Below are 19724 nucleotides of genomic sequence, written 5' to 3'. Positions count from 1 at the left end.
GGTTCAGACCCTCATTCTGACCCCGGCGCCGGAGGGCGCAGGGCGTGACCGGACAGCCGGGCTCGCCACGGCTTGGTGAGTTGGTATACCATTTGAACCATTCCGGTGCGCAAGCCATGGCCTGCGTTTTGTCCGCCGCCGCTTGCCGGCGCCTCAAGGAGAGACCCATGCTGATCACCTTCCTCGCCAGCCTGGCGCTGGCCCTCTCCCCGCCCACAACGACTGAGCCTGACGCCCTGACCGGGGACGAGATCATGGCGCGCGCCCACGCAGCCGCCGGCGGCGAGGGCTGGCGCGATCCGGGTTCGCTTTACATGGAGGGGTATGGCCTGTTCTGGCGCGGGGGCGCCGACTTTGTGCGCTACGAGCCCTACCGGATGTGGCGGGTGTATGCGAGCGACAAACCCGACGCCCGTCAGGCCAGCGGCCGCGTGCGCATCGAGGCGTATCGCGAGGGCGAAATCGTGTTCCAGCTCGCCTATGACGGAGAGCAATCCTACAACCAGGACGGCCCGGTGGAGGCCGGGGCCGATGACTGGGCGTCCAATTTCGGCTTCGGCGCCATTCGCCACGCCTTTGACGAGGGCTGGACCATTGACCGCCTGCCCGATGATCTGGTGGACGCCCAACCCGCCTACACGGTGCGCCTCAACGATCCGGCGGGCGGCGAGACGATCTTCTCCATCCGCCACGATGATTTCGCCATCGTGCGCGTCGGCTTCGACACCCCGCGCGGCTGGCACGAGCGCATCTACTCCGATTTCTATGCCAACACGCCGGGCGGCTTCGTCCAGCCCGGGCGTTTGCGCCTCTACTACAATGGCGTGAAAGCCAACGAGGTCTACTGGACCGCCTTCACCACGGGCGAGACATATGACGACGGGTTGTTTCGCATCGAGGCGGGCGAGTAAGAGAAACTTGACATCCCCCGCCGCCTGCCTCCATATCGCGTCATGTCTGGTTTTTCAGACATTTTGTCAACGGAGGCAGACATGACGTTTCTGGAAAAATCGAACCTGGTGATGCTGGGCGCGATCACCCTGGTGTACGGGGTGTATTTCGCGGTGGTGTTCGGCGGACCGCTGGCTTCGGGTGCGGAGATCAACACCGATATCGCCCTGCTGATGTCGAACGGGCTGGTGATCGCCTCGATCCCGGCCATGGTGGCGATCACGGTATTCGGCCACATCGTGATCGCCCTGCTCAATCGCAAGGAGGCGGGGCGTCAGGACGAGCGCGACACGCTGATCGAGATGCGCGGTGACCAGCGCGGCGGCTTTGTGATGGCGGTCTTTGCCGTCTGCGCCATGGGGCTCGCCATGATCGCGGCGGCGCATTTCTGGATCCTCAATCTGATCCTGGCGGGCCTCGTACTGGGCGAGATCGTCAAGGCGGTCTCCAAGCTCATCGACTACCGCCGGGGCGTGTAGCGCCATGGGCAAGGGCGCCAACCGCATCTCCAACACCATTCGAGAACAGCGCTTTCACGCTGGCGAGATGACCCAGGCCCAGCTCGCTGAGGCGGTGGGGATCACCCGCCAGACCGTGATCGCCATGGAACAGGGGCGCTACTCGCCCTCGCTGGAAGTGGCGTTCCGCGTGGCGCGCACCTTTGGCAAGCCGCTGGAGGACGTGTTCCAGTACGCAGACTGACCGCTACTGGCTGGCCCAGACGATGCGCGCCATCCACACGATGTCGGACGGGTTCAGGAGGCGGTTGTCATAGGCCGGGTTCAGGGAGATCAACTCAACGCTCTGATTGGTGACCCGGCCCAGCTCCTTGGCCATCACCTCGCCGGCGCGGGTCTTGACCACCACCCGGTCGCCGCGCCGGGGCGGGGCATGGGGCGCCACCACGATGCGGTCGCCCTCGCGATAGACCGGCGCCATGGAGTCGCCCGAGATTTCCAGCGCATAGGCGTCTTCGTCATCGACGCCGGGAAAGCGCACCTCTTCCCAGCCTGTCCCGGCGGGAAAGCCGGCATCGTCGAAATAGCCATGGCTGCCCGCCTGGGCGAAGCCGATCAGTGGTACAGACCGCCCGCTGGCGGCCCCGGTGGCAAGCGCGGCGAAGTCCTCAAACCCGATGCGTGAGGCCTCCAGCGCCTTGGCGATGCTTTCGGTGGAGGGCCAGCGCGGCTTGGCCCCGTCGGCGCTGATTCGCTTGGAGGGATTGAACGTGGTCGGGTCCAGCCCGGCCTGGCGCGCGAGCCCGGAGGCGCTGAGGCCGGCGCGCTGCGCCAGCCGGTCCACGCCGCGCCAGATCTGGGCATGAGTGAGCATGTGATCCCTCATCCGGAGAACCCTATGCTTCATTAGCAGGATAATTTTCCTTTTCCAAGCGTTCTGGCGGACGAAAATCAAGCCAGCTGGGCGCGCGCACGCGCGGCGCGTCAGCGCCTTGCCCCTTGCCTGCACGCGCCGGGCGCCGTACCGCCATGGGTCCATGAACACACTCGAGATTTACCGCATCGCCGATCCGGCGGCTCTGGCCGCCGCGTCCGTGTCCGGCGCCTATGAAGGCGAAGCCCATGACCGCGCCGACGGCTTCATCCATTGCTCCGGCCTCGACCAGCTCGCCGGCACGCTGGAGACTCATTACGCCGGCGCCAACCGCTTGGCGGTGGCGGTGATCGATGCGGGCGCACTGGGCGATACCCTCAAATGGGAAGCGTCACGCGGCGGCGAGCTGTTCCCGCATATTTACGGCCCCCTGCCCTTCAGCGCCGTGCGCGCCGTGCATCTGATCACCCGGACCGATGATGGCTGGCGCCTGCCCCAGGAATTATGCCCATGATCGCCGACGCCGCCGCCCGCCTGATGACGCTATTGCCGCCCGAACAGGCGCACCGGGCGGCGCTAAACGCCCTCATTCAGGGTCTGGGCCCGCAGGTGCGAACGCCGGCTGATCCGGTGCTGGCCACGGCGATCGCGGGGATGGAGCTGGCCCATCCGGTGGGTCTGGCCGCCGGGTTCGACAAGAATGCCGAAGCGCCCGATGCGCTGCTGGACGCCGGTTTCGCCTTTGTTGAAGTGGGCGGCGTCACCCCGCGTCCGCAGGCCGGTAATCCCGCCCCGCGCCTGTTCCGCCTGCGCGAAGACAAGGCGGTGATCAACCGCATGGGCTTCAACAATGAAGGCCTGGACGCCGTGAAGGCGCGGCTGGAAGCGCGCCAGGGCGAGCCCGGCGTGGTGGGCGTCAATCTGGGCGCCAACAAGGATTCTGAAGACCGCGCCGCCGACTACGCGATCCTGCTGAAATCGCTATCGGGGCTGGCCGATTTCTTCACCCTCAATATTTCCTCGCCCAACACGCCAGGCCTGCGCAATCTGCAGGGCGCGCAGGCGCTGGACGAGCTGATGAAGCGGGTCAATGACACGCGCTGGACCGAGCCCGTCTTCGTGAAAGTGGCGCCCGATCTGGAGCCTGCCGATATCGATGTCATCGCGCAGGCCGCACTGCGCCACCGCGTATCCGGCCTGATCGTGTCCAACACCACGCTGGCGCGGCCCGACACGCTGAAAAGCCGTCACCGCAGCGAGACCGGCGGCCTGTCCGGCGCGCCGGTGCGCGCGCGCTCAACCGAACTGGTGCGCGCCTTCTACCAGCGCGTGGGCGGCGAGCTTCCCATTATCGGCGTGGGCGGGATTGATAGTGCGCAGGCCGCTTACGAAAAGATCCGCGCCGGCGCCAGCGCGGTCCAGCTCTACACAGCTCTCATCTATCAGGGACCTGGCCTGGCGGTGCGCATCCGCGATGGTCTGGCCGCACTCCTGAAACGCGACGGCTATGCGCGCCTCTCCGACGCTGTCGGGGTGGAGGCTTGAATTGATGATCGGACTGACCCTGCTCCTGCTGATCGCCGCCGCAGCGCTCTATTTTCTCCTGCAACCTAACACCCGCGCCCGCAATTCCGCCGCGGAAGACGCCGCCCGCGAAGCGGTGCGCCGCGGCCTCGAACCGGAGGGCGAACCGGAGGACCGGCCAGGCGATGAGGATGGCGGCGGCACAGCCGGTCCGCGTTCTTGATCACGCCCCGGCGCACGCCTAGTGTCGCGCCCTGTTTGCAACCGCCTCCCTTTCCCAGTCCGGACCCGCCATGACCGCCCGCAACGCGCCCTCGTTTCAGGACCTGATCCTCACCCTGCACCGCTACTGGGCCGATCAGGGCTGCGCGATTCTGCAGCCCTATGACATCGAGGTGGGCGCCGGCACGCTGCATCCAGCCACCACGTTGCGCTCGCTGGGACCGAAGCCCTGGCGCGCGGCCTATGTGCAGCCCTCGCGCCGTCCGGGCGACGGGCGCTATGGGGAAAACCCCAACCGGTTGCAGCATTATTATCAATACCAGGTGCTCCTGAAGCCCTGCCCGGCGGACATTCAGGACCTCTATCTCGGTTCGCTGGACGCTATCGGCATCGACCGCAAACTTCACGATGTGCGCTTTGTGGAGGATGACTGGGAAAACCCCACCGTGGGCGCCTGGGGGCTGGGCTGGGAGGTCTGGTGCGACGGCATGGAGGTGAGCCAATTCACCTACTTTCAGCAGGTCGGCGGGCTGGATGTGGAGCTGGTTTCGGGCGAGCTGACCTACGGCCTCGAGCGCCTCGCCATGTATGTCCAGGGCGTGGAGAATGTCTACGATCTCGATTTCAACGGCGCCGGGCTGTCCTATGGCGACGTATTCCTCGAAAACGAGCGCCAGCAATCGGCCTTCAATTTCGAGCATGCCGATGTCGATATGCTCATCGAATGGTTCAAGGGCGCGGAAAAGCAGTGCATGGCCCTGCTTGCTCTGGACCCGCCTTTGCCCCTGCCCGCCTATGACTGGTGCCTGAAGGCGTCGCACCTGTTCAATCTGGTCGATGCCCGCGGCGCCATCTCCGTGGCGGAACGCGCCAGCTGGATCGCGCGGGTACGCGAGCTGGCCAAAGGGTGCGCGAGCGCGTGGGTGGCCCATCAGCAAAAGGACGCCGCGTAATGACCAACCTCACCGTCTGGCACGGACCCAATACACGCTCCACCGGCACGGTCTGGCTGGTGGAGGAGCTGGGCGTGCCGTACGAGCTGCGCAAGGTGGATGTATTCGGCGGCGCCACGCGCGGGCCGGACTTTCTGGCGGTGAACCCGGCGGGCAAGGTCCCGGCCATCCGCCATAACGGCAAGACCCTGACCGAGATGGCCGCCATTTCGCTCTATCTCGCCGACGCCTTCCCGGACGCTGGGCTCGCGCCCGCCATCGGCGATCCCAGGCGCGCCGATTATCTCTACTGGTCGGTGTTCCGCCCCGGCGTGCTGGAGCCGGCGATCATTACGAAGTCTCAGGGCCTGGATGTGGACCCGCGCATGGTCGGCTGGGGCGATTGGGACACGGTCCTGTCGCTGGTGGAGCGGCGCCTGTCCGATGGCGAGTATATCCTCGGCGACCGTTTCAGCGCGGCTGACATATTGATCGGCGGGGCGCTGGGCTGGCTGAAACATTTCAAGCTGATGGGCGAAAACTCGTCCATTGACCGCTATATCGACCGGCTGCACGCCCGGCCGGCCTATGCGCGCATGCAAGCAACCAATACCTGACGGACACCGCACCTTGGCTGACCTGCTCATCGAATTCTTCTGCGAGGAAATCCCCGCCCGCATGCAAGCGCGCGCCGAGGCCGATCTTGCGCGCCTGCTGGGCGATGCGCTCAAAGGCGCGGGGCTCAACTGGGACACTCTGGAGGCTTTCTCCGGCCCGCGCCGGCTGGGCCTGGCCATGTCCGGCCTGCCGCTGAAGACCGAAGCCGTGCGCGAGGAGCGCAAGGGGCCGCGCACCGATGCACCTGAAAAAGCCATCGAGGGCTTCCTGCGCGGCGCCGGGCTGTCCAGCCTAGACCAGTGCAGTGTGCGCGAGGACAAGAAGGGTTCGTTCTATATCGCCCTGATTGAGACGCCGGGCCGCGACACGGCGCAGGTGCTCAAAACCGCCCTGCCTGAGATCGCGCGCAGCTTCCCCTGGCCCAAATCCATGAAGTTCGGCGAAGGCGCAAAAGCCCAGCGCTGGGTGCGGCCGCTGCACCGGCTGATCTGCCTCCTCGATGGCCAGGTCGTCCCGGTGGAGGTGTTTGGCCTCACCGCCTCCAACATCACGCAAGGTCACCGGATACACGGCTCCGGCCCGTTCACGGTGACGGGCTATGCCGACTATGCGCAGAAGCTCAAAGCCAATGGCGTCATCCTGACCCGCGCCGAGCGGCGCCAGACCATTTTCGACGGGGCGCGCGCCGTGTGCGCGAAAGCCGGCCTCGAACTCATCGAGGATGAGGGCCTGCTGGACGAGGTCACGGGCCTGGCCGAGCACCCGGTGGCGGTGATGGGCGACATGGATACCGGCTTCCTCGACCTGCCACCCGAGGTCATCACCCTGACCATGCGCACCCACCAGAAATACTTCGCGGTGCGCGATCCCAAATCCGGCGCGCTGGCGCCCAAATTTGTCACCATCGCCAACCAGACCGCCCCGGACGGCGGCGCCGCCATCGCCGCGGGCAATGCCCGCGTGCTCTCGGCCCGCCTGTCCGACGCCCGCCATTTCTGGGACCTGGACCGCGCCAAGGGCCTTGAGGCGATGGCGAGCGAGCTGTCCAAGGTGACGTTCCACGACAAGCTGGGGACGGTGGCGGACAAGACGGCGCGGGTCGCCGCGCTGGCGCGCGAGCTTGCTGAGCACGTGGGCGCCAACCCGGACCTGGCCGAGCTGGCCGCCAAACTCGCCAAGGCCGATCTGGTCAGCCAGATGGTCTATGAGTTTCCTGAATTGCAAGGCGTGATGGGGCGGTATCTGGCGCTCCAGGCAGGAGATCCCCCCTCCGTCCGCTTCGCGGACACCTCCCCCGCAAGCGGGGGAGGACAAGACGCCCCCCTGTCTCCCCCCGCTCGCGGGGGGAGTGGCCCGAAGGGCCGAGGGGGGGAGCTCACGGGTCTCTCCGCATCAGACCGCCAGCAAGTCGCCGACGCCATCCGCGATCACTACAAGCCGCAAGGCCCCTCCGACGCTGTCCCCACCGCGCCGGTGAGCGCCGCCGTGGCGCTGGCCGACAAGCTGGACACGCTGGTGGGCTTCTGGGCGATCGACGAAAAGCCGACAGGGTCCAAAGACCCGTTCGCGCTGCGGCGGGCGGCGCTGGGGGTTATCAAGGTTGTCATAGTGGACGCCCATCGAATTGAGATGAAGCGTGTCATACTCCGACACTCTCTAGCCACTCACATCTTTTTGTATGCCAATAAAATGCAAGCGTTAGGACATCGAATCGGCAGCTCAGGTCTGTCACAGATTTTCGACGACCAAACCGAACTCACGCGCCTGATCTGGGAAAAACGAGCGGGCGTTCCGGAAGACATTGAAGAGCAAATTTGGCGAAAGGCGCACCCTGAGGCCATCGATTTGATGAACTTCTTCGCCGACCGCCTGAAAGTCCATCTGAAGGACGAAGGCATCCGCCATGACGTCATCGACGCCGTGTTCGCACTCGGCGACGACGACCTTGTGCGCGTGACGAAAAAGTCCCGCGCGCTGCAGGCTTTCCTGGATACGCCGGACGGGGCAGCGCTGCTGGCGGGGTATCGCCGGGCGGCGAATATCCTCTCGGCGGAGGAGAAGAAGGGGTTTGATCTCAGCGCCGCGCTGGCCGAGGTTCAGGGCGATGACGCGTCCAGCCTTCTCTCCAGAATCGCCGAGACCGCCAGCGCGCCTGAAGAGCGCGCCCTCGTGATCGCAATCGGAAACGCGGAAGCTGCGGCCCAAGCTGCACTCACAACGGAAAACTTCTCCGCCGCCATGTCCGCCCTCGCCCAATTGCGCGGGCCGGTGGACGCCTTCTTCGAGGCGGTTGTCGTGAACGACAAAGACCCTATTGTGCGTCGCAACAGACTGGTGCTTCTGTCGCGGATTCGCGCCGCGGCGGACGCGGTGGCGGATTTTTCCCGGCTGGAAGGCTGATGCCTGTCCGGCGCGCGGGCGAAAATGATGAGGCCTTGATATGACCAAGTGGGTGTACACGTTCGGCGCCGGCGCCTCTGACGGCGACCGCAATGACAAGAATCTGCTGGGCGGCAAGGGCGCGAACCTGGCCGAGATGGCGCGCCTGGGCCTGCCTGTGCCGCCGGGCTTCACCCTGACCACCGGCGTGTGCACAGCCTATTACGACAATGACCGCAATTACCCGGCCGATCTGGACGCCCAGGTGGAGGCGGCTCTGGCCGACCTTGAAGCCAAGGTGGACAAGCGCTTTGGCGATCCGGCCAATCCGCTGCTGGTGTCGGTGCGCTCGGGCGCGCGCGCGTCCATGCCGGGCATGATGGACACCGTGCTCAATCTGGGCCTCAACGACGAGACGGCCGAGGGCCTGGCCACGCTGTCGGGCGACCGGCGTTTTGCGCTGGATTCCTATCGCCGCTTCATCACCATGTATTCCGACGTGGTGCTGGGCGTGCCGCACGAGACGTTTGAGGAAATCCTTGAAATGTTCAAGGAGGACCGCGACTACACGCTCGATACCGAGATCACCGCCGACGAATGGGCCGAGGTGATCGTTGAGTACAAGCGCGCCGTGGAAGAGGCGCTGGGCCACCCCTTCCCCACCGATCCGCGCGCCCAGCTCTGGGGCGCCATCTCGGCGGTGTTCGGCTCGTGGATGAATGACCGGGCCATCACCTACCGGCGCATGTACGACATCCCCGCCAGCTGGGGCACGGCGGTGAATGTCCAGGCCATGGTGTTCGGCAATATGGGCAATACGTCCGCCACCGGCGTCGCCTTCACCCGCGATCCGTCCAATGGCGAGGCGGGCTATTACGGCGAGTTCCTGATCAACGCCCAGGGCGAGGACGTTGTGGCGGGCATCCGCACGCCGCAATGCCTGACCCAATCCATGCGCGAGCGCATGGGCGACACCCAGCCCTCCATGGAAGAAGCCCTTCCCGAGGTGTTCGCCGAGCTGACCGACGTGTTCGACCGGCTGGAGCGCCACTATCGCGACATGCAGGACATCGAGTTCACCGTGGAGCGCGGCCGGCTGTGGATGCTGCAGACCCGGTCGGGCAAGCGCACCGCGCGCGCGGCGCTGAAAATCGCCGTGGACATGGTGGCTGAAGGCCTGATCGGTGAAGAGGAAGCGGTGCTGCGCATCGATCCTTCCCAGCTCGACCAGCTTTTGCACCCCACCATCGATGACAGCTATGAGCGCGATGTGCTGGCCAAGGGCCTGCCCGCCTCGCCCGGCGCGGCCAGCGGCCAGGCGGTGTTTGATTCCGATGAGGCCGAAACCATGGCCGCCCAGGGGCTGAAGGTCATCCTGGTGCGCATGGAGACGAGCCCGGAGGATATTCACGGCATGCATGCGGCCCAGGCCATCGTGACCGCGCGCGGCGGCATGACGTCTCACGCTGCCGTGGTGGCGCGCGGCATGGGCCGGCCTTGCGTGTCCGGAGCGGGCGAGATCCGCATCAATGCGGCGGAGAAACTCTTCACCACGCGCGGGCGCACCATCCGCCAGGGCGATATCATCACCGTGGACGGCGCCACGGGCGAGGTTCTGTTCGGCGAAGCCCCGATGATCAAGCCGGAACTGACCGGCGAGTTCGGCGCGCTGATGGTCTGGGCCGACAAGGCCCGCCGCATGAAGGTGCGCACCAATGCCGACACGCCCGGCGACGTGCAGACCGCGCGCGAGTTCGGCGCCGAGGGCATCGGCCTGTGCCGCACCGAGCACATGTTCTTTGACGCTGACCGCATCGCGGCGGTGCGCGAGATGATCCTGGCCGACAGCCAGGCCGGGCGCATCAAGGCGCTGGCGAAAATCCTGCCCATGCAGCGCGATGATTTCGCGGCCATTTTCCGCATCATGGAAGACCGGCCGTGCACCATCCGCCTGCTCGATCCGCCGCTGCACGAATTCCTGCCCCACACCGCTGACGATGTGGTGGCGGTATCGCAAGCCACCGGCCTGTCCGCCGATGCGCTGATGCAGCGCGCGCGCGATCTGTCGGAAACCAATCCGATGCTGGGCCATCGCGGCTGCCGCCTGGGGATCACCTATCCGGAGATTTACGAGATGCAGGCGCGCGCCATTTTCGAGGCGCAGGCGCTGGTGGAAAAGGAAACCGGCGTCAAACCGGTGGCCGAGGTGATGATCCCGCTGGTGGCCGTGGCGCGCGAGCTGGAAATCCTCAAAGTGCGCGTCGCCGCCGTGGCGCGCCAGGTGGAAAGCGAAACCGGCGTGGCGCCGATCTATCTCATCGGCACCATGATCGAGCTGCCGCGCGCCGCGCTCCGCGCCGCCGACATCGCGGTCCATGCCGAGTTCTTCTCCTTCGGCACCAACGACCTCACCCAGACCACGTACGGCCTGTCACGCGACGATGCCGGCAAGTTCCTGGGCGATTATCTCGAAGCCGGGATTTTTGAAAAAGACCCCTTCGTCTCCCTCGATCAGGAGGGGGTCGGGGACCTCATCCGCATCGCCGTCGAGCGCGGACGCGGGGCGCGCGAGGGGCTGAAGCTTGGCATTTGCGGGGAGCATGGCGGCGACCCGGCCTCGATCCAGTTCTGCGAATCAGCCGGGCTCGACTATGTGTCCTGTTCGCCATACCGCGTCCCCATTGCGCGTCTGGCGGCGGCTCAGGCGGCCCTGCGCGCGAAATCGTGATCGCCTTGACTGGCAGGTGACTTGGGCCGTTATTGCTGCAGCGCACAAGCTCTGCCTAATTTTCGCCTCACCTCAACACTATTGACCGGCGGCTTCGGGCGACATACGTCCCCTCTTAATGGTTCAATCCTTGCACAGGAATTTCTCGTAAATCCCTGATGCGGGCCGACGCTTCGGACCGCCCGCTGTTTCGCGCGGCGCAAACGAAGCGCCCAAGACGGAGACTGCATGCTGGCCGCCAAGGATCTTATCCGGCGTTCACGGACTGCACTGAAAGGCGCCGCTGCGACAGCGGCGCTTGTGCTGGTGGCCGGAGCGGTCACCCTGGCGCCCGAACGGGCGCGCGAACAGGACGAGGCCGCCGTCTGGCGCAGCCTGGCGGTCGCCTATCTCGAGGCCGGCGACACCATGGAATGGGACGCGCCTGCCCAGCTGGTCGCGGCCACTTACACCATTGCGCCCGACACCGAAATGAGCGCCGCCGTGGTGACCCGCTCGCTGGACGATTTGCGCAGCTTTGACGCCGGACACCTGCAGCGCGCGCGCCTGAATGCCCGCGAGCGCCAGTGCCTGGCCGAAGCGGTCTATTACGAAGCGCGCGGCGAAAGCTTTGCCGGGCAGCTGGCCGTGGCCGAGGTCGTGCTCAACCGGGTGCGTCACCGCGCCTACCCCGAAACGGTTTGCGGCGTGGTCTATCAGGGCTCCGAGCGCGTCACCGGGTGCCAGTTCTCTTTCACCTGCGACGGGTCGCTGGACCGCACCGCGCAAGGCCGCGCCTGGCGGCGGGCCGAGCTGGTCGCCGATCATGCGCTGATGGGCTTTGCCCGGCCGATGACGCGCTCGGCCACGCACTATCACACCACGCAGGTCGATCCGGTCTGGAACGCCTCGCTGGTGCAGACACGCCGCATTGGCGCGCACATCTTCTACCGCATCCCCAGCCCGTCCGAGCGGCGTCTGCTGAGAGAGCGCGAAGCCTGACAGGCTGCATCCAGCCTCAATAGACAAAGCCCCGGAGCAGCGCTGCTCCGGGGCTTTTCATTGTAATGCGCCAGCTGGATGCGCCGCGCGCGATCAGTCCGTCGCCACCTCGGTCTGGCCCAGGAAAGGCAGCGGGATGCTGAACGTGTCGGCGAGGCCCGCGATGATGATCAGCGCCACGGCGACGGGCGCGATATAACGGACCGAAAAGCGCCAGTAGCCGAAGAAGGCTGTGCTCGCCTGCTCGAGTTCGGTCAGCATGAGCTGACGCGACACGATCCAGCCGGTGAATACCGCGATCAGGAGGCCGCCCAGCGGCAGCAGGACCGTGCCCGACACCTTGTCCAGCACGTCAAAGAACCCGCCCGAGAAGGCCGCGCCCACGCCGAACATGAAGATGATGGCGCCAAAGAACACCGCCGAGCCGACACGGCCAAAGTCAGTATGCTCCTCGCCAAAGGACACGATCACCTGCAAAAGCGAAATCGAGCTGGTCAGGGCGGCGATGAACGCCAGGGAGAAGAAGGCGGTGCCCACCCACTGTCCGCCCGGCATCTGCGCGAACACCGCCGGCAGGGTTTCGAAGAACAGGCCAGGACCACCAGCCGGATTGAGTCCGAAAGCGAACACGAACGGGAAGATGGCCAGACCCGCAATGATCGCCACCAGGGTGTCGGCGCCGGCGATGATGGTCGCCGACTGGGGCAGGTTGTCGTCACGGCGCAGATAGGAGCCATAGGTGATCATGATCGCCCCGCCCACCCCGATGGAGAAGAAGGCCTGGCCGAGCGCCGCAATCAGGGTCTGCCCGGTCAGCTCGCTGAAGTCGGGGGTGAACAGATAACTCAGCGCTGCGCCCATATCCGCGGTCATCCCGGCATAAACCACCAGGCCCACCAGCATCAGGAAGAAGAGCGGCATCAGAATGGTGACCGCCCGCTCGATGCCCTGGGTAACGCCCAGGCACACAATGCCGATGGTCATCACCATGAACAGGCTATGCCAACCGATCACCTTGGGAACGTCTGCGACCAGATTCCCGAAAGAGGATGCGATCTCCTCAGGCGCGGCATTCACCAACCCGCCCGTCGCCATTTCAAAGATATAGGCCGCCACCCAGCCTGCCACCACCGAATAGAAGCACAGGATCATCACCCCGCCCGCCATGGCCACCCAGCCGGCGATGGACCACATCTCCGAGGCGCCGGCGTCGAACGCCATCTTGCGGGTCGAGCCGACGGCGGAGCGGCGCGCATGGCGGCCCACCGCCAGCTCCGCGATCAGGATGGGAAAGGCGATCAGGATGACGCAGGCCAGATACACCAGAACGAAAACGGCGCCGCCATTCTCGCCGGCGGTATAGGGAAAGCGCCAGAAATTGCCCAGGCCCACGGACGAGCCGATCGCCGCCATCAGGAACCCGAACCGCGAGTTCCAGGTAATCGTCCCGCCACCGGCCATGAAGTGATCTCCCCGTTTGACGCCCGGCGCATCCGGTCAAGGACGCGCAACTCACAGTGAAGCCCTGCGTTAACAGGGCCATTTGGCGCGGGAGGGTGGGCGATCCGGCGCGCCCGGTCAAGCTGGCGGGCGCCCTTGGCGCCGCTATCCGAACAGCCCGGCGCCTTTGGGCGGCTCGGCGCCGCGATGCACGTGGGCGCCCAGGATCAATCCCAGCCCGATGAGCACAGTCATCATCACCGATCCGCCATAGGAGATCATGGGCAGCGGCACGCCAACCACGGGGAATAGCCCCATCACCATGCCTGCATTGATGAAGACATAGAAGGCGAAGGTGGAGGCCACCCCCATCACCACCAGGCGCAGGAAAGTCGACTTGCACGATGCGGCGATCATCAGACAATTCATCAACAGGATGGCGTAGAGCCCCAACACCACGATGCAGCCGACAAATCCGAATTCTTCCCCCAGCATGGTGAAAATGAAATCGGTCTGTTTTTCAGGCAGGTAATTGAGGTGAGCCTGACTGCCCTCCATGTATCCCTTGCCCGTCATGCCCCCTGAGCCGAGCGCGATCTTGGACTGCATGATCTGATAGCCGGCGCCCAGCGGGTCAGCTTCCGGATTGAGGAAGGTGAAGATGCGCTCGCGCTGATATTCCTTCAGCCCGTATTGCAGCAGCCCCCAGACGCCGATGGCGCCGAACACCGCGCCCGCGCCGATCACCCGCCAGGACAGGCCGGCCAGGAATACGATCACCAGACCGGTGGCCGCAATCAGCACCGAGGTGCCCAGATCCGGCTGGCGCGACACCAGCAGCACCGGGGCGGCGATCATCATGACCGGGATGAGCAGGCCTAACAGGCTGGAGACGCGGTGTTCTTCCAGGTCGTGGTAGTAGCGCGCCAGGGCCAGCACGAGCGCGATCTTCATGATTTCCGATGGCTGCATGCGGATGGGGCCGATCTCCAGCCAGCGCTTGGCGCCCATGGCGACCGAGCCGAAAAACTCCACTCCGACCAGAAGGATCAGCGCGCCCAGATACGCCGGATAGGCCAGCCCCATCCACAGGCGGGGCGGCGCCAGGGCCACGGTGAGCATCACGGCGAAGCCGGCGGCGAAGCGCACGGCATGGCGCGAGGCGTAGGGGTCCCACTGCCCGCCTTCGACCGAATACAACATGCCCACGCCGATCATGCCGATCAGGATGATCAGCAGAACCAGCGCCCAGTTGATCTCGTAAAGTTTCTCGCGCAGGCCGCGCGGGACCGACTGGGTGAAGACGCCCATGCGTCAGCCCTCCCGCCCGGTTGTGCGCGCCAGCTCGGCGACGGCTTCGGGCCGGCTCCCGGCCGGGTCGCGTTCCACCAGATCGCGCAAGATATCGCGCGCCGGACGCGCCGCGGAGCGGGTGCCGCCCATGCCATGCTCGACCACCACGGCGACCGCATAGCGCGGATTGTCCGACGGGGCGTATCCCACAAACAGGCCGTGATTGCGCAGCCGCCAGGGCAGATCGTCCTGGTCGCGCACCCCGCGGGCGCGCTCTTCCGGTGTGATGGAATAGACCTGCGCCGTACCGGTCTTGCCGCACATCTGGGCGTCGGGCACGCCCAGACCCGGATGCAGCGTCCAGTACGCCGTGCCGCCCGGTTCATTGACCACGCCATGCATGGCCCGGTGCACCGCGCTAACGTGTTCAGGATCAAAGCCCAGCGGTTCAAACTCGAAACCCTGCGGGCGCAGCGCGAGGGTCGGCATGACCGCCCTGCCCGTCGCCACGCGCGCGGTCATCACCGCAAGCTGGAGCGGGGAAGTCAGCATATAGCCCTGACCGATGCCGGTATTGAACGTGTCGCCTGTGGTCCAGGGCTGGCCACGCCGGGCGCGCTTCCAGGCCGCGCTGGGCACAAGGCCCGAGGCGCGATCGGGGATGGGCAGACCGATATCAAACAGCTGACCCAGCCCGCACCGCACCGCCATATCGCGGATACGGTCAATGCCCAGCCGGCGCGCCACTTCATAGAAATACGTGTCGCACGACACTTTGATCGCATCGTGCATGTGGACGTGGCCGTGACCCTCGCGCCGCCAGCAATGGAACCGGCGATCGCCCAGGACCACGCTGCCCGAACAATGGATGCGCTCGGTGGGGCTGATCAGCCCATGCTCCAGCGCCGCCATGGAGATCATGCCCTTGATGGTGGAGGCGGGCGCATACAGACCCGTGGTCGCCTTGTTGAACAGGGGACGCAATTCGTTGGTGTTAAGCGCATTGAACTCGCTCTGGCCAATGCCCAGGACGAAAGCGTTGGGGTCAAAGCCGGGTGTCGAGGCCAGCACCAGCAGCTCGCCATTGGTCATGTCCAGCGCCACAGCCGCAGCCGATTCCTGACCCAGCGCCTGCATCGCCGTGCGCTGGGCGCGCAAATCGATGCTCAGCGGCACGTCGCCGCCGGCGCGCGCCGGGATGGACTGCTCGGGCATCTCGCGGATCACCCGGCCAAAGGCGTTGACCTCCACCTTCAACTGGCCCGGAGCACCACGCAGCGTGTGTTCATTGGCGATCTCCGCCCCGGCGCGACCGATCCGGAAGCCGGGATGGAGCAGCAGCCGGTCATTCTGCGCGACGTCTACCGACGCGACCTGAACATAGCCGGTGACATGAGACATGACTTGGGCATGGGGATAGGTGCGCACCTCGCCCACGTCCGGCAGAATGCCCGGCAGTTCGGGCAGGTGCAGGTTGATACGCGCGAACGTCTCCCAGTCCAGATCTTCGGCCACGGTCACCGGCTGAAACCGAGGCGCGCGCGCAATCTGGAACAGCAAGCGCTCCATGCGCTGCTCGCTGATCGGCAGATGGCGCGCCAGCCGCTCCAGCGCCTGCGCCGGATTTCCCGCCTGTTCGGGCACGATAAAGAGCCGGTAATTGTCGCGGTTCTCCGCCAGCGGTTCGCCGAACCGGTCCAGAATACGTCCGCGCATGGGCGGCTGGAGGCGGAAGCTGAACTGATTGCTGTCGGACAGGGTGCGGTAGCGGTCCTGCTCAAGGATTTGCAGGGTATAGAGTCGGCCGCCCAGACCGGCGAACATGAGGGCGCCCGCGCCGCCCAGCAGCATCACGCGCCGGTTAAACCGCGCCTGGAACTCCTGCTTGTCGCGTCGCATGCCGCTTGGGCCTCATGCTTCGGGGCGCATTGATCGCGTCAGCTCATCCGCCGCGGCCGGAGTTGAACATGGCAGAGCGTTCTTTACGCCGTGCAAACACCCATCCCAGCATTGGAAACACCAGAATGGTCACAATCGCTTCGGTAATCAACGGCATCACCCCCGCCGGAACACCGATGGCCGCTGACCCTACCCCCCAAGCAAAGCCGAACGCCAGCAGGGACAGCACGACAAACCGGACAGTGAGCGGCACTAGGTCAGCGGCGCCCTCGTCGCTGCGCGGCCGCGCGATAGCGAACGCCGCCAGATAGGCCAGCGCCCAGACACCCATAACGCCGCCGCTGATCAGGTCCTGCAGCAGACCGACCAGCAGGATGACCGGCGGCGACACAAACCAGGGCCGCCGCACCGCCCAGATGTACAGGGCGATCAAAGGCAGGGACGGCGTCAGGTCCGGCAGCCCGCCGACGCTCGACGGCGCGGTGTACAGCACCAGCGCCAGCACCAGCGACACGATGAACCCGGCGACCGACGGCCACAGAGCATTGCTGTCGCGCCCAACCCGCATCAGCCTTCCCCCTCGGACACCACCGGTGCGGCCATGCCGGCCACGTCCTCAATCGGCCCCGGAATCGGGAAGACGGGCTCAGGCTCTTCGCCCGGGTCCGCCACAGCGTTGAACGGCCAGATCCACACCAGATCCAGCGGCGCGGCGTCGCTGTACAGCGCCACGCGCCACCGTCCCTCGTTGTCGAGGAAGGCCTGCCCCACCGGCAGGCCGCGCGGCAGGACATTGTCATCGCCCGACGTGACGATGCGGTCGCCCACCATCAGATCGGGCTCCCGGCTGAGATACTCCAGACGCGGCTGGCCGGTGTTATCGCCGAGCAGAAGCGCACGTGCATTGGACCGGTCGGCCATCACCGCGACGCGGCTGTTGAGGTCGGTCAAAAGCAGGATGCGCGAGGAGCTTCGCCCGACATCCACGATGCGCCCCACAAGACCGTAGACATTCACCGCGGGAAAGCCTGCGCGCACGCCGGCGTCCGCCCCGGCGCCCACCAGGCGTGATCGCACGAAGGCGTTGGAGCGGTCCGCCACCGTCCAGGCGGTGATCCGCTCGCCTGCGTCAGGGGCTTGCAGATTCAGAGCTTCGCGATAGCGCGCATTGCGCTCCTGCCCGGCCAGAGCGACATCGCGCCAGGCGCGCAGCTCGGAGACCTGCAGGCGCAGTTGGCGGTTCTCTTCGGCCAAAGCCAGCTGAGTGCGCCACCACGGACCAGTATTGGCGAACCCGCGCAAGGGCCGCGCGGCGAGTTCCAGGACCGGCGCCGCGAGATCATTGAACCCGGCGCGCATATTGGCCAGCGGCTGGATGCGGGCATCGGGACGATCAAGAAAGGCGAGCACGATGGCGACCGCCAGACAGACGATGGTCAGGGTCGGCGCAAAGCGGACCCCGTCATCTACCTGCCGTCTCCCGGTCCAGCGCTGCGCCAACACTCATCCCCGTTCGTCGCGCTGGTGCGTTACACCGCTTCGGCCAGAATGGGCCGCCACAAGCGCAAATTCTCAACTGCCTTGCCGCAGCCCAGCACGACGCATGACAATGGCTCATCCGCCAGGCTGACGGGCAGACCGGTGCGATCACGCAGCTCAGTGTCGAGATTGCGCAGAAGCGCTCCGCCGCCGGTGAGCACAATGCCCTTGTCCACGATGTCGGCCGCCAGCTCCGGGGGTGTGGCTTCCAGCGCCTGCTTGACGGCCTCGACGATCTGCTCGACCGGTTCGGCCAGCGCGTCGGCGATCATCGCCTCGGTGATGACGATCTCGCGGGGCACGCCGTTCATCAGGTCGCGGCCCTTGATGTCCAGGGTCAGGCCTTCGCCTTTGAGCGGCGGCATGGCCGAGCCGATTTCCTTCTTGATGCGCTCGGCGCTGGTCTCGCCGATCAGGAGGTTCGCCGAGCGGCGGATATAATTGATGATGGCCTCGTCCATCTTGTCGCCGCCCACGCGCACCGAACGCGAGTAGACGATGCCCGACAGGGACATGACCGCGACCTCGGTCGTGCCGCCGCCAATGTCCACGATCATGGAGCCGGTGGGCTCGTCGATAGGCAGGCCCGCGCCCACGGCGGCGGCCATCGGCTCATCAATGAGATAGACCTTGCGCGCGCCCGCACTGGCGGCGCTTTCATGGATTGCGCGGCGCTCCACTGCGGTCGCGCCGGACGGCACGCAGATCACCACTTGCGGGCTGACAAAGGCCTGCCGGTTGTGCACCTTGCGGATGAAGTATTTGATCATTTCCTGCGCGACTTCGAAATCGGCGATCACGCCGTCGCGCATGGGGCGGATGGCTTCCACATTGCCCGGCGTCTTGCCCAGCATCAGCTTGGCTTCAGCGCCCACGGCCTGGACGTGCTTGCGCCCTTTTTCGATCTTGTAGGCGACCACCGAAGGCTCGTTCAGCACAACGCCGCGGCCCTTGACGTAGACCAGCGTGTTCGCGGTCCCCAGATCGATCGCAATGTCGGCGCTCAGCAGGCCGAACAGGCTGGAGAACATGGCATGACCCGTATGATCCGGCGCCCGCGCCAAAGACGCGTGCGCCTATGGTAAAATTTGGCTCTATTCCTTGTGCGATGGTCCGGGCGTCTTTGCAAGCACGTCACCCGCTTCCCTGTCAGCAGCTTCGCTGTCCTCAGCACCGCTGAGCCAGCGCCGGGCGATGAGCATGGCGCCCAGCCACCCCCCGGCGGCCAGAAGCGCGGACGCCGCAAGCCACAGACTGCCGCCGCCCACCAGCTCGATCACCCCGCGTCCGGCGAAGGCGACCAGGGCGATTTTCGGAATGATCCCGATGGCTGTCCCGGCGATGAACGCCAGAAACGTCATCCGGGACACGCCCGCGGCCATGTTGACCACAATAAACGGCGCGCTTGGCACGTTGCGGATAATCATGCTGGCCCAGAAGCCGTTGCGCCCGACGAATTCCGAAATGCGGTTCACCGTGCGCCCGCCATAGCGGCGCACCACGTCGGCGCCGGCAAGACGACCGGTATAGAAAGTCACACTGGCCGAGACGAGCGTGGCGATCCAGGCATAGCCCGACCCGCTCCACGGCCCGAAGGCGAGGACGCACGCCGCGATCAGCGCAAACTGCGGCGCGCCGATATAGGCCAGCACGGTGAAGGCCAGAATGGTGGCCGGCAGCGCGTAATACCAGTGGCGCGCCGTCGCGCCGAGCCAGGCGTTGATGGCGTCGGAATCCACCAGCCCGCTGCGCCCGACCACGAACATAAGCGCCACCAGCGCGAACAGGCCCAGCGAAATGACCACTGCACGCACGGCGCGCGCGTCCATGTTGGAGAAGAAACGGATCACTGAATCCAGCCGCATGCTACTCCCGCCCCGCGCGCA

Annotated in this window: 19 protein-coding genes; 11 read left to right on the top strand and 8 right to left on the bottom strand. The window is 65.9% G+C overall.

Annotated elements, in window-relative coordinates; translation table 11 throughout:
• Positions 1-167: 167 nt before the first annotated feature.
• From L2D01_05140 to L2D01_05130, 3 genes are all read left to right on the top strand, one after another.
• Positions 168-911, top strand: coding sequence for a hypothetical protein (locus L2D01_05140; protein ID WBQ11167.1), 744 nt, complete (start codon positions 168-170; stop codon positions 909-911).
• 81 nt (positions 912-992) lie between these two features.
• Positions 993-1430 carry a hypothetical protein gene (locus L2D01_05135; GenBank protein WBQ11166.1) on the top strand — a complete coding sequence of 146 codons (438 nt, stop codon included), beginning with the start codon at positions 993-995 and terminating at the stop codon, positions 1428-1430.
• A 4-nt stretch (positions 1431-1434) separates the two neighbouring features.
• Positions 1435-1653: a helix-turn-helix transcriptional regulator gene (locus L2D01_05130; GenBank protein ID WBQ11165.1), complete on the top strand. Its 219-nt coding sequence runs from the start codon at positions 1435-1437 to the stop codon at positions 1651-1653.
• A 3-nt stretch (positions 1654-1656) separates the two neighbouring features.
• Here L2D01_05130 and L2D01_05125 read toward each other — a convergent pair whose 3' ends face one another.
• Complete coding sequence (locus L2D01_05125) at positions 1657-2283, bottom strand: helix-turn-helix transcriptional regulator (GenBank protein ID WBQ11164.1); 627 nt, start codon at positions 2281-2283, stop codon at positions 1657-1659.
• A 163-nt stretch (positions 2284-2446) separates the two neighbouring features.
• Between L2D01_05125 and L2D01_05120 the strand changes: the two genes are divergently transcribed.
• The 8 genes from L2D01_05120 (at position 2447) to L2D01_05085 (ending at position 11667) form a co-directional block, all read left to right on the top strand.
• On the top strand, positions 2447-2797 hold the full coding sequence (locus L2D01_05120; protein ID WBQ11163.1) for a DUF952 domain-containing protein: 351 nt from the start codon (positions 2447-2449) through the stop codon (positions 2795-2797).
• Positions 2794-3828, top strand: coding sequence for a quinone-dependent dihydroorotate dehydrogenase (locus tag L2D01_05115; protein ID WBQ11162.1), 1035 nt, complete (start codon positions 2794-2796; stop codon positions 3826-3828). Before L2D01_05120 ends, L2D01_05115 begins: the two co-directional genes overlap by 4 nt.
• Positions 3829-3832: 4 nt before the next feature.
• Positions 3833-4030, top strand: a complete 198-nt coding sequence (locus L2D01_05110) for a hypothetical protein (protein WBQ11161.1) — start codon at positions 3833-3835, stop codon at positions 4028-4030.
• 70 nt (positions 4031-4100) lie between these two features.
• Positions 4101-4982: a glycine--tRNA ligase subunit alpha gene (locus L2D01_05105; GenBank protein WBQ11160.1), complete on the top strand. Its 882-nt coding sequence runs from the start codon at positions 4101-4103 to the stop codon at positions 4980-4982.
• Positions 4982-5578: a glutathione S-transferase family protein gene (locus L2D01_05100; GenBank protein WBQ11159.1), complete on the top strand. Its 597-nt coding sequence runs from the start codon at positions 4982-4984 to the stop codon at positions 5576-5578. The genes L2D01_05105 and L2D01_05100 overlap by 1 nt, the downstream gene beginning before the upstream one ends.
• 13 nt (positions 5579-5591) lie before the next feature.
• Positions 5592-7979 carry a glycine--tRNA ligase subunit beta gene (glyS, locus tag L2D01_05095; GenBank protein WBQ11158.1) on the top strand — a complete coding sequence of 796 codons (2388 nt, stop codon included), beginning with the start codon at positions 5592-5594 and terminating at the stop codon, positions 7977-7979.
• Between the two features lie 40 nt (positions 7980-8019).
• Complete coding sequence (ppdK, locus tag L2D01_05090; GenBank protein ID WBQ11157.1) at positions 8020-10686, top strand: pyruvate, phosphate dikinase; 2667 nt, start codon at positions 8020-8022, stop codon at positions 10684-10686.
• Between the two features lie 228 nt (positions 10687-10914).
• Positions 10915-11667, top strand: coding sequence for a cell wall hydrolase (locus L2D01_05085; protein ID WBQ11156.1), 753 nt, complete (start codon positions 10915-10917; stop codon positions 11665-11667).
• A 93-nt stretch (positions 11668-11760) separates the two neighbouring features.
• On the opposite strand, the gene L2D01_05080 is transcribed toward L2D01_05085, so the two are convergent.
• From L2D01_05080 to L2D01_05050, 7 genes are all read right to left on the bottom strand, one after another.
• Positions 11761-13128 (bottom strand): sodium-dependent transporter, encoded by a 1368-nt coding sequence (locus tag L2D01_05080; protein ID WBQ11155.1) that lies wholly within the window; start codon positions 13126-13128, stop codon positions 11761-11763.
• 144 nt (positions 13129-13272) lie between these two features.
• Positions 13273-14418, bottom strand: a complete 1146-nt coding sequence (rodA, locus tag L2D01_05075) for a rod shape-determining protein RodA (GenBank protein ID WBQ11154.1) — start codon at positions 14416-14418, stop codon at positions 13273-13275.
• A gap of 3 nt (positions 14419-14421) precedes the next feature.
• Positions 14422-16299 carry a penicillin-binding protein 2 gene (gene mrdA / locus L2D01_05070; protein WBQ11153.1) on the bottom strand — a complete coding sequence of 626 codons (1878 nt, stop codon included), beginning with the start codon at positions 16297-16299 and terminating at the stop codon, positions 14422-14424.
• Between the two features lie 43 nt (positions 16300-16342).
• A complete protein-coding gene (locus tag L2D01_05065) occupies positions 16343-16867 on the bottom strand; it encodes a rod shape-determining protein MreD (GenBank protein ID WBQ11152.1) in 525 nt (174 codons plus the stop codon).
• Positions 16867-17799 (bottom strand): rod shape-determining protein MreC, encoded by a 933-nt coding sequence (locus L2D01_05060; protein WBQ11151.1) that lies wholly within the window; start codon positions 17797-17799, stop codon positions 16867-16869. The genes L2D01_05065 and L2D01_05060 overlap by 1 nt, the downstream gene beginning before the upstream one ends.
• A 29-nt stretch (positions 17800-17828) precedes the next feature.
• Complete coding sequence (locus tag L2D01_05055; GenBank protein ID WBQ11150.1) at positions 17829-18869, bottom strand: rod shape-determining protein; 1041 nt, start codon at positions 18867-18869, stop codon at positions 17829-17831.
• 63 nt (positions 18870-18932) lie between these two features.
• Positions 18933-19703: a VTT domain-containing protein gene (locus L2D01_05050; GenBank protein WBQ11149.1), complete on the bottom strand. Its 771-nt coding sequence runs from the start codon at positions 19701-19703 to the stop codon at positions 18933-18935.
• Between the last annotated feature and the right edge of the window lie 21 nt (positions 19704-19724).

It is taken from the genome of Hyphomonadaceae bacterium ML37, assembly GCA_027627685.1.
Lineage (GTDB): Bacteria > Pseudomonadota > Alphaproteobacteria > Caulobacterales > Maricaulaceae > Oceanicaulis.
Note: the sequence above shows the minus strand (reverse complement) of the source record. Positions and strands in the feature narration are given on the sequence as shown.

Coding starts and splice junctions, on each gene's coding strand:
- L2D01_05110 (WBQ11161.1), top strand. CDS start 3,833: ATGATCGGACTGACCCTGCTCCTGCTGATCGCCGCCGCAGCGCTCTAT.
- mrdA (WBQ11153.1), bottom strand. CDS start 16,299: ATGCGACGCGACAAGCAGGAGTTCCAGGCGCGGTTTAACCGGCGCGTG.
- ppdK (WBQ11157.1), top strand. CDS start 8,020: ATGACCAAGTGGGTGTACACGTTCGGCGCCGGCGCCTCTGACGGCGAC.
- L2D01_05115 (WBQ11162.1), top strand. CDS start 2,794: ATGATCGCCGACGCCGCCGCCCGCCTGATGACGCTATTGCCGCCCGAA.
- L2D01_05130 (WBQ11165.1), top strand. CDS start 1,435: ATGGGCAAGGGCGCCAACCGCATCTCCAACACCATTCGAGAACAGCGC.
- L2D01_05100 (WBQ11159.1), top strand. CDS start 4,982: ATGACCAACCTCACCGTCTGGCACGGACCCAATACACGCTCCACCGGC.
- L2D01_05120 (WBQ11163.1), top strand. CDS start 2,447: ATGAACACACTCGAGATTTACCGCATCGCCGATCCGGCGGCTCTGGCC.
- rodA (WBQ11154.1), bottom strand. CDS start 14,418: ATGGGCGTCTTCACCCAGTCGGTCCCGCGCGGCCTGCGCGAGAAACTT.
- L2D01_05055 (WBQ11150.1), bottom strand. CDS start 18,869: ATGTTCTCCAGCCTGTTCGGCCTGCTGAGCGCCGACATTGCGATCGAT.
- L2D01_05135 (WBQ11166.1), top strand. CDS start 993: ATGACGTTTCTGGAAAAATCGAACCTGGTGATGCTGGGCGCGATCACC.
- L2D01_05105 (WBQ11160.1), top strand. CDS start 4,101: ATGACCGCCCGCAACGCGCCCTCGTTTCAGGACCTGATCCTCACCCTG.
- L2D01_05125 (WBQ11164.1), bottom strand. CDS start 2,283: ATGCTCACTCATGCCCAGATCTGGCGCGGCGTGGACCGGCTGGCGCAG.
- L2D01_05050 (WBQ11149.1), bottom strand. CDS start 19,703: ATGCGGCTGGATTCAGTGATCCGTTTCTTCTCCAACATGGACGCGCGC.
- L2D01_05140 (WBQ11167.1), top strand. CDS start 168: ATGCTGATCACCTTCCTCGCCAGCCTGGCGCTGGCCCTCTCCCCGCCC.
- L2D01_05085 (WBQ11156.1), top strand. CDS start 10,915: ATGCTGGCCGCCAAGGATCTTATCCGGCGTTCACGGACTGCACTGAAA.
- L2D01_05080 (WBQ11155.1), bottom strand. CDS start 13,128: ATGGCCGGTGGCGGGACGATTACCTGGAACTCGCGGTTCGGGTTCCTG.
- L2D01_05065 (WBQ11152.1), bottom strand. CDS start 16,867: ATGCGGGTTGGGCGCGACAGCAATGCTCTGTGGCCGTCGGTCGCCGGG.